This window comes from Aeromonas sp. ASNIH8, from assembly GCF_002919855.1.
Lineage (GTDB): Bacteria > Pseudomonadota > Gammaproteobacteria > Enterobacterales > Aeromonadaceae > Aeromonas > Aeromonas caviae.
This window is the reverse complement of record NZ_PQLN01000143.1, coordinates 1-7,715: the sequence shown is the minus strand read 5'-3', so window position 1 is coordinate 7,715 and position 7,715 is coordinate 1. Positions and strand designations below refer to the sequence as shown.

Sequence of the window (7,715 nt, the reverse complement as noted above, 5' to 3'; positions counted from 1 at the left end):
GCGAGCGTCGCGGTTGTCGCTTTTTTTCTTGAATACGGGTGCCTTGGCGGCGAGTACGGGTGCCTTGGCGGCGAGTTTCTTATCAAAGCAGCGCATCCACGCGCCATGCAAATCCTTGAGCTTCTGCTGGAGGTTGTCGGTATATGCCTCGGCCAGAAAGGCCATTTCTGGGTCTTTCTTCCAACTGGTGAGCATCCTGTTCAGCTCAAAGGCAGAAGGCAGTTTTTCGCCAGCATCCAGAATGCGTTTGGTTTCTGCCAGCCCGTGATTCCAGACATAACGAGCACAACCGCCCAACTGGCGCAGGCGTTGCGCTTGTTGTTCGGTCGGTTCGAGTCGGAATTTGTAGGCTTTCAGAATTTGCATTTAGCGCTCAGTGTGTAGCATTATTGCCATATCTATTAAGCCCGATTGAGTGACAGAATGCAATTCACTAAAATTAATAAATCACGCCATGCGGCCTACGTTTTGCACGTACATTTGGTGTTTATCACCAAGTATCGAAAGCCGATATTGGGGGATCTGCATCACGCTTCCTTCGGTCAGTGTGCGGCAGAAGTTTGCAGAGAACGTTGGAGGTGATCAAGCAATACATTCAAAACCAGCGGGGCTGACGCCCCGGCGAAATTCCCCTCCCACCTACGTCGGAGGGAGTCCCCTTTCGCATTTAAGATGGGGATCAGCACCCCGGATCAGCCCAACATCTCCACCACCCTGTGGCGCAGCGTGGCGGATCAGCAGCATCGCCGCTATTTCTTCGAGCTGACCCATCTGCCCAACACCTTCTGGGTGAGCATGGACAAGCTTGTTGCTGCCTGTCTGCTCGCCACCCCCGTCACCGCCAAGGAGTGGAAGACGGTACGCTTTGGCGTGGAGGGGGCCTATCCACCCTTCTCATGGACCGATGCGTCCGGAGAGATCAAGGGATTTGACATCGATCTTGCCAACGCCCTGTGCCAGCAGATGGCCGTCAGGTGCGAACTGGTGGCCCAGGATTGGGACGGCATGATCCCGGCCCTGCTGTCGCGCAAGTACGACGCCATCATCGCTGCCATGTCGATCACCGACGAGCGGCGCAAGAAGGTCGACTTCACCGAGAAATATGCCCACATTCCCAACCGCTTCGTGGCGGCCAGGGGCACCGAACTGACGCTGACGCCGGAAGGGATGGCGAGCAAGCGCATCGGCGTGCAGCGGGCCACCACCCACGACAAGTACCTGACCGACAACTTCGGCTCCAGCGTCACCATAGTGCGTTACGGCAGTGCCGATGAAGCCTACCTCGACCTGAAGGCGGGACGGGTGCTGGCCCTGCTGGCCGACGCCTCGGCTATCGAACAGGGGTTGCTTGGCAAGGAAGGGGGCGACAAGTTCGACTATGTGGGGCCGGCCCTGACCGACCGTCAATGGTTTGGCGACGGCATGGGGATCGCGGTGCGCGAGGGGGATCAGGATCTCAGGGCCAGGCTGAACGACGCCATCAAGGCCCTGTGCGCCAACGGCAAGTATCAGGAGATCAACCGGAAGTACTTCAAGTACGATATCTATGGCGGTTGATGGGTAACAGTCGGAGGGAGCCTGCTCCCTCCTTTTTCATGCAGCAAGGAGAGACCCCATGTTGACCCTGATCGAGGGTGCGCAGATCCATAGTCCGGCCCCGCTCGGCCAGCAGGATCTGCTGGTGGCGGATGGCCGCATCGCCTGGATGGGCAAGGGACTGACGGTTCCGGCCGACTGGCCACTGACGCGGGTGGACGCTGGCGGCCGCTATCTGGTGCCCGGACTGGTGGACCCGCTCGCCCATATCACCGGAGGCGGCGGCGAGGGAGGCTTCGGCTTTCGCACGCCGGAGCTCTCGGCAAGGGCAGCTCTGGCGGCGGGGGTCACCACGCTCGTGGCGGCCCTCGGCACCGACAGCCTGACCCGCAGCCCGGCCCAGGTGCTGGGGAAGGTGCGCGAGTTTCGCGCCGCCGGGGTGAGCGCCTTCATGTACACCGGCTCCTACCACCTGCCGGTCAAGACCCTCACCGGCACGGTGGAGTCGGACATCATGCTGATCCCCGAGGTGCTGGGGGTGAGGGAGGTGGCCATCAGCGATCACAGGTCCAGCGCCCCCACCCACGACGAGCTGGCGCGGCTGGCGAGCGAGGCGCGGGTGGCCGGGCTGTTGTCGGGTAAAAGTGGCGTCAGCTTCTTTCACCTGGGGGATGGCCGGGGGGGGCTGGCGCCCCTGCGGGCGTTGCGGGACGGCACCGACATCCCGCAACGCCAGCTCTACCCCACCCACTGCAACCGCAACCCCTGGCTCTTTGCCGAGGCCATCGAGTGGGGTCGGGCAGGCGGCTGGGTCGACCTCACCACGTCGAGCTTCCCGGATCTGCTGGATGACGGGGAGCGGCTCGCGGCCGACGCCCTGGTGGCGTTGCTGGCGGCGGGCGTGCCCGTGGATCGCATCAGCTTCAGCTCGGATGCCAACGCCAGTCTGCCGCGCTTTGACGGCGAGGGGCGGCTCATCGAGCTGCGCTGTGGCCAGATAGGGAGCCTGTGGCAGGAGGTGGTGGCGGCCTGCTGCAAGGGGGTGGCACTGGAGACGGCACTGGCGGTAGTGACGGCCAATCCGGCCAGGGCGCTGGGGCTTGCGAGCAAGGGTACCCTAGGGGTAGGGCAGGATGCGGATCTGCTGCTGATCGATCCTGATACGTTCGCCATCGAGCGGGTGATGAGTGGGGGCCGGTGGCGCACCTAAATACCGGCGCCTGTCATCCAGCCTGCTCAGTTCATCAACAAAAAGCCCGGCAGCAGTGCCGGGCTTTGTCGTGCCATGGGGCTCAGATGGCCAGGAACCCCAGGATCAGAATGGGGCCGAGCAGGCTCAGGATAAAGCCGGAGACGATGGCCACCGGCACCACCTGGATGCCGCCGGATTTCTGGATGACTGGCAGGGTGAAGTCCAGCGCCGTGGCGCCGCCGTAGCCGATGGCGGCGCTGGGGTGGCGGCGCATCAGCACCGGGATGATGAGGATGGCGATAAGCTCGCGCCCCAGATCGTTGATGAAGGCGGCGGAGCCCAGCACCGGGCCCAGCTTGTCCGCTACCAGGATGCCGGAGAGCGAATACCAGCCAAAACTGGAACTCATCGCGAGGCCATGGGCAAAGGGCATGCCGAGCAGCTGGGCGGCCAGCAGGCTGCCGAGCCAGCTGCTGAGGATGACGGTGAGCGCGATCTTCATGCCCCAGGGGTTGAGCAGGATCTGGCGCAGGCGCATGCCGGAGTTGCGCATCTGGATGCCGATGAGCAAGAGCAGCAGCATCAGGGCCCACTCGCTCAACTTGTCGATGGGCAGGGCGCGCAGGTCCACCACCAGCCCCAGCAAGACGCCCCCCAACACCACGAAACAGAGCTGGAGGGATTCCCACAACAGGTGCAGCTTGCTCGGCATCTTGCCGTCACTGGCCTCGTGGGTGGGGGGGCTGCGTTTGTCCAGCCACCACAGGGCCAGCAGGTTGCAGAGGGTAATGGCTGCGAGCATCACCCCTGCCACCTTGAAGATCACTGCCAGGTTGCTGCCCAGGTTCTCCACATAGGCCAGCCCCAGCCCCATCAGGAACAGGATGAGGTAGACCATCTTGCCCAGGGACTGGTTGACCAGCTTGATCAGACGGGCGGAAGAGAGGGGAACCAGATAGCCGATCACGAGCGGCAGCAGGATCAGCAACACATTGAGCAACATCGGGGCCTCGATCACAAAACGTGGAAAAACGGCACCTTATCACGACTTGTTGCACCTGTGTCACGGATCTGTGCATCAGCATGGCCCATACGGGACTTTTTTATCATATTGTTGTGTTTTTTGATGACAGTCAGCTGTGCACGCAAACAGAGAAAGAGGGGCACATCACCTGAAAAATCAATTTCATCCCCATGAAATGACGAGAGAAGGGGAATCTGCCTGGGTGAATAAAGTCCTTTTGGGTGACATCTGGCGGATATGGTGAAATATGCTTGCTACCAGTGCGCTGCGGGTATAAAAGAGCGGTAGGGAAGGTGCGACAAAAAATGGATTTTATGCAGACAAAGTGCTGAAAAATACTCAATAGGCCAATAAAAATACAGATAAAACACCAAATACCTCGGTTCTGTATTGTTTTTTCACTACCTCAATGATATTTTCGCTGAAGGTTGCCATCGGTTAACGTTTTGTTAAATGGACGGTGGTGGAGTCACGCCGAAGCGGCGTCTAGGGACAGACAAGGTTGTAATGGATGAGCGACGTTGCCGCACTGGAAGTTCGTGATCTGCACAAGTATTTTGGCACCCACGAAGTGCTCAAGGGCATCGATATGACGGCCCACAAGGGGGATGTGATCTCCCTCATCGGCTCCTCGGGTTCGGGGAAGTCGACCTTTCTACGCTGTATCAATCTGCTTGAAACCCCCTCATCGGGCAGCGTCTCCCTCCATGGGGAGCTGATCCGGATGAAAACCAGCCGTTCCGGCGAACGCCTGCCGGAAGACATGCGCCAGGTGGAGCGTATCCGCAGCCGACTGGCCATGGTGTTTCAAAGCTTCAATCTCTGGTCCCACATGACCATCATGCAGAACATCATCGAAGTGCCCATCCAGGTGCTCAAGGTGCCCCGTGCCGAGGCCATCGCCAAGGCGGAGCACCTGCTCAACCGGGTGGGGCTGTGGGAGCGTCGCGACTATTATCCCGGTCATCTCTCCGGCGGTCAGCAGCAGCGGGCCGCCATCGCCCGGGCGCTGGCGGTGGAGCCCGAGGTGATGCTGTTTGACGAGCCTACCTCGGCCCTCGACCCTGAACTGGTGGGGGAGGTCCTTGGCCTGATGCGCGAGCTGGCGGAAGAGGGGCGTACCATGATGGTGGTGACCCACGAGATGTCCTTCGCCCGCGACGTGTCGAACAAGGTGATGTTCCTGCACCAGGGGCGCGTGGAGGAGGAGGGCAATCCCAAGGAGATCTTCGCCCATCCCAAGTCGGAGCGATTCAAGCAATTCATCTCGTCCATCTATTGATGGACGGGATTCAATTTCAACCATCCGTACTTTCAACGATCGACGTGTTTATCAAGGAGAGATACATGAACAAGCTGATGCTGGCGACTGCCGTGATGACGGCCCTGTGTTCCGGTAGCCTTATGGCCAAGGAGTGGAAAGAGGTCCGGATCGGGGTGGAAGGGGCCTATCCCCCCTTCTCCTGGACCGAGCCGAGCGGCGAGGTGAAAGGCTTCGACATCGACATCGCCAACGCCCTGTGCGAAGAGATGAAGGTGAAGTGCACCCTGATCAAGCAGGACTGGGACGGCATCATTCCGGCGCTGCTGTCGCGCAAGTATGACGCCATCATCGCCACCATGGACATCACCGAAGAGCGCAAGAAGAAGGTGGACTTCACCCAGAAGTACCAGCACATCCCGGCGCGCTTCGCCGCCAAGAAAGGGACCGAGATCCAGCTCGACAAGGCCTTCATGGACGGCAAGACCATCGCCGTGCAGCGTGCCACCTCCATGGACACCTACATCACCGACAACTTCCCCAACGCCACCATCAAGCGCTACGGCACTGCGGATGAAGCCTACCTCGATCTGAAATCCGGCCGTGTCGACTACGTGATGGCCGACTCCGCCGCCATCAGCGACGGCCTGCTGAAGAAGGAAGGGGGCGATGCCTTCGAGTTCATCGGCCCGAAACTGACCGATCCCAAGTGGTTTGGCGAGGGTGCCGGCATCGCGGTGCGCAAGGCCGACAAGGATCTGAAAGAGAAATTCAATGCCGCCATCCTGGCCCTGCGTGCCAATGGCAAGTACAAGGAAATCAACGACAAGTACTTCGACTTCGACGTGTACGGCGAGTAAGCCGACGTCAGGCGAACAACGACAGGTTGATCCCGTCAGTAGTCATCGGGCCCGTTGCCTTCCGCTGGGAGTGACGGGCCCGATTGCGATGGAGCTGCATTGCATATGTTTGATTTGAAAGGATACGAAACCTCTCTGCTGGAGGGGGCCTGGATCACCCTGGAGGTGGCGCTTGCCTCCCTGCTGCTGGCCCTGGTGCTCGGCATGCTGGGGGCCTTGGCCAAGCTCTCTCCCTACAAGTGGGCACGCGGCATCGCGGCGGCCTACACCACCGTCATTCGCGGCATCCCGGATCTGGTGCTGATGATGCTGCTCTTCTTCGGCGGCCAGGTGCTCATCAACGGGATCTGCACCTGGGTCAACGAGGCCTACAACAACCACCTGCTGGCGAGCAACCCGAACCAGGAGTGGGTCTCCCTGCTGCCCGATTACATCGACATCAGCCCGTTTGCGGCCGGGGTCGCTACCATCGGCTTCATCTTCGGCGCCTACATGACCGAGACCTTCCGCGGCGCCATCCTGGCGGTGGACAAGGGGGAGCTCGAGGCGGCCCGTGCCTTCGGCATGCGGGCAAGCCAGGTCTTTGTGCGGATCCTCTTTCCCCAGATGATGCGCCACGCCCTGCCCGGGTTTGGCAACAACTGGCTGGTGCTGCTGAAAACCACGGCCCTGGTCTCCATCATCGGGCTCGATGACATGGTGCGAAAGGCGTCGCTCGCGGCGGGCTCGACCCAGCAGCCTTTCACCTTCTACATGGCGGTGGCGCTGATCTTCCTGGTCTTCACCGCAGTCTCTACCTCGGCGCTCAAGTGGGCCGAGCGTCACTACGCCATCAAGACGAGGTAAGCCATGGATTTCTCGATCATTCTCAAGGAGTGGCCCACCTACTGGGAGGGTCTCTATACCACCATCTGGCTGGTGGCCGCCTCGCTCATGCTGGGGCTCATGCTGGCGGTGCCCATGGGCATACTGCGCAACAGCCGCAACTGGTTGATCAAGGGGCCAATCTGGGCCTATATCTACTTCTTTCGCGGCACCCCGCTCCTGGTGCAGCTCTTCATCATCTACTACGGTGCCGCCCAGTGGGAGTGGCTCAAGAACAGTGCGGCCTGGACCCTCTTCTCGGAAGCCTGGTTCTGTGCCCTGCTGGCGTTCACTCTCAACACCGGCGCCTACACCGCCGAGATAGTGCGTGGCGCCGTGATGAACATGCCAAAGGGGCAGATAGAAGCGGCAAGCGCCTTCGGCATGACCCGCTGGCAGACCCTCACCCGCATCATCCTGCCCAACTCGTTTCGCCGTGCGCTGCCGGCCTACAGCAACGAGGTGATCTTCATGCTGCAGGGGTCGGCGGTGGCGGGCATCATCACCATCGTCGATCTGACGGGGGCCGCGCGGATCATCAACTCCCGCTACTACAGCCCGTTCGAGGCGTTCCTGACCGCAGGTCTGCTCTACATGCTGCTCACCTTCGTCATCGTCTGGTTGTTCAAGAAGTGGGAAGCCCGCTGGCATGCCCACCTGCGCCCGCGCAGCGTCTGACTGCCAGCAGAGAAAAAGCCCGCAACTGCGCAATGCTGATCAGTTAAGGATCCATTGACCGATCCTTCTGCTGTAGGACAATCCGGAACCAATCACTGGTTCCGGATTTTTTATGTCTATTGCAAACGATCTGAACGATGTTGTTGAGGCATCTGGCGACATGCTGGCTCGGCTGGCCATTTTTGCCGACCATATTCCCGACGAATGGATTACTGCCGCTGCCGCCTTGTCTGAAAAGGCCACTATCCGCCGACGCCGCTTACCTTCTGATATGGTCTTGTGGCTCGTCGTGGGGATGGC

General features: G+C 60.5%; 9 protein-coding genes and 1 pseudogene. 8 read left to right on the top strand and 2 right to left on the bottom strand.

All coding sequences use genetic code 11. From position 1 onward, the window contains the following. A partial coding sequence (locus tag C3418_RS21950) for a helix-turn-helix domain-containing protein (protein ID WP_146054141.1) occupies positions 1-366 on the bottom strand: 366 nt, incomplete at its 3' end. A 57-nt stretch (positions 367-423) separates the two neighbouring features. Here C3418_RS21950 and C3418_RS21945 point away from each other — a divergent pair. The 3 genes and pseudogenes from C3418_RS21945 to iadA form a co-directional block, all read left to right on the top strand. Then, positions 424-570 (top strand): annotated as a pseudogene (locus C3418_RS21945) (IS200/IS605 family transposase); the annotation flags it as partial. 225 nt (positions 571-795) lie between these two features. Continuing rightward, positions 796-1,557 (top strand): ABC transporter substrate-binding protein, encoded by a 762-nt coding sequence (locus C3418_RS21940; RefSeq protein ID WP_103261973.1) that lies wholly within the window; start codon positions 796-798, stop codon positions 1,555-1,557. 58 nt (positions 1,558-1,615) lie between these two features. Beyond that, positions 1,616-2,746, top strand: a complete 1,131-nt coding sequence (gene iadA, locus C3418_RS21935) for a beta-aspartyl-peptidase (RefSeq protein ID WP_103859279.1) — start codon at positions 1,616-1,618, stop codon at positions 2,744-2,746. Between the two features lie 82 nt (positions 2,747-2,828). Here iadA and C3418_RS21930 read toward each other — a convergent pair whose 3' ends face one another. After that, positions 2,829-3,731, bottom strand: a complete 903-nt coding sequence (locus C3418_RS21930; protein ID WP_041215456.1) for a lysine exporter LysO family protein — start codon at positions 3,729-3,731, stop codon at positions 2,829-2,831. Positions 3,732-4,263: 532 nt separating this feature from the next. Here C3418_RS21930 and C3418_RS21925 point away from each other — a divergent pair. From C3418_RS21925 to C3418_RS21905, 5 genes are all read left to right on the top strand, one after another. Next, complete coding sequence (locus tag C3418_RS21925; RefSeq protein ID WP_010674267.1) at positions 4,264-5,034, top strand: ABC transporter ATP-binding protein; 771 nt, start codon at positions 4,264-4,266, stop codon at positions 5,032-5,034. Positions 5,035-5,099: 65 nt separating this feature from the next. Then, positions 5,100-5,873 (top strand): ABC transporter substrate-binding protein, encoded by a 774-nt coding sequence (locus C3418_RS21920; RefSeq protein ID WP_010674268.1) that lies wholly within the window; start codon positions 5,100-5,102, stop codon positions 5,871-5,873. Positions 5,874-5,978: 105 nt separating this feature from the next. Next, positions 5,979-6,719: an ABC transporter permease gene (locus C3418_RS21915; RefSeq protein ID WP_010674269.1), complete on the top strand. Its 741-nt coding sequence runs from the start codon at positions 5,979-5,981 to the stop codon at positions 6,717-6,719. A gap of 3 nt (positions 6,720-6,722) precedes the next feature. Further along, complete coding sequence (locus tag C3418_RS21910; RefSeq protein WP_043156313.1) at positions 6,723-7,415, top strand: ABC transporter permease; 693 nt, start codon at positions 6,723-6,725, stop codon at positions 7,413-7,415. A gap of 112 nt (positions 7,416-7,527) precedes the next feature. Beyond that, the coding region (locus C3418_RS21905) for a transposase domain-containing protein (protein ID WP_181023087.1) at positions 7,528-7,715 on the top strand (188 nt) is incomplete at its 3' end.

Excerpts from the sequence above, each read along its gene's own strand:
- C3418_RS21940 (WP_103261973.1), top strand. The coding sequence starts at position 796 with ATGGACAAGCTTGTTGCTGCCTGTCTGCTCGCCACCCCCGTCACCGCC.
- iadA (WP_103859279.1), top strand. The coding sequence starts at position 1,616 with ATGTTGACCCTGATCGAGGGTGCGCAGATCCATAGTCCGGCCCCGCTC.
- C3418_RS21930 (WP_041215456.1), bottom strand. The coding sequence starts at position 3,731 with ATGTTGCTCAATGTGTTGCTGATCCTGCTGCCGCTCGTGATCGGCTAT.
- C3418_RS21925 (WP_010674267.1), top strand. The coding sequence starts at position 4,264 with ATGAGCGACGTTGCCGCACTGGAAGTTCGTGATCTGCACAAGTATTTT.
- C3418_RS21920 (WP_010674268.1), top strand. The coding sequence starts at position 5,100 with ATGAACAAGCTGATGCTGGCGACTGCCGTGATGACGGCCCTGTGTTCC.
- C3418_RS21915 (WP_010674269.1), top strand. The coding sequence starts at position 5,979 with ATGTTTGATTTGAAAGGATACGAAACCTCTCTGCTGGAGGGGGCCTGG.
- C3418_RS21910 (WP_043156313.1), top strand. The coding sequence starts at position 6,723 with ATGGATTTCTCGATCATTCTCAAGGAGTGGCCCACCTACTGGGAGGGT.